1 pseudogene is annotated in these 623 nt (G+C 46.9%); it reads left to right on the forward strand.

From position 1 onward, the window contains the following. Positions 1-45: 45 nt before the first annotated feature. A pseudogene (locus UYI_RS33930) lies at positions 46-623 on the forward strand (IS1 family transposase); the annotation flags it as partial.

Consider the following 623-nt stretch of genomic DNA (forward strand, 5'->3'; position numbering starts at 1 on the left):
CGGCGTTGCTGAAAGAGTAATGCTTGGGTTGATAGAATAGTAAGAATGAAATGTCCTAAATGTGACTCAACTCAAACGGCCAAAAACGGGCATCGTCGAGGAAGACAATGCTACAAGTGCAAGCAGTGCGGTCGTCAGTTTCTGGAATCTTACCGTCCTTGGGGCTACTCAGATGAAGTCAAGCAATTGTGCATCAAGATGTATCTCAATGGTATGGGGCTGCGAGGTATTGAAAGAGTTACCGAGATCCATCATACAACTGTGATGCACTGGGTTCGAGAAGCGGGACATAAACTGCATGATGCTCCAGACACTGAAGATATGCCAGAGGTCAGCGACTTGGATGAACTGCAAACTTTTGTCGGTAGCAAACGCAACAAGCTATGGATTTGGACAGCAGTCAACCATCAGCAAGCGGGAATTCTGGCATGGGTAATCGGCGATCGCAGTGCAGAAACGTTCAAGTGCTTGTGGTCAGTTGTCAAATACTGGCGATGCTTCTTTTACATTACCGATGGATGGAAGGTTTACCCGATGTTCATTGAAGAGGGAGACGCCTATTGTGAGCAAGACCTATATGACTCGCGTAGAGTCTGAGAATACCCGCCTTCGCCATTATTTAG

The sequence above is a fragment of the Fischerella muscicola PCC 7414 genome, from assembly GCF_000317205.1.
GTDB lineage: Bacteria > Cyanobacteriota > Cyanobacteriia > Cyanobacteriales > Nostocaceae > Fischerella > Fischerella muscicola.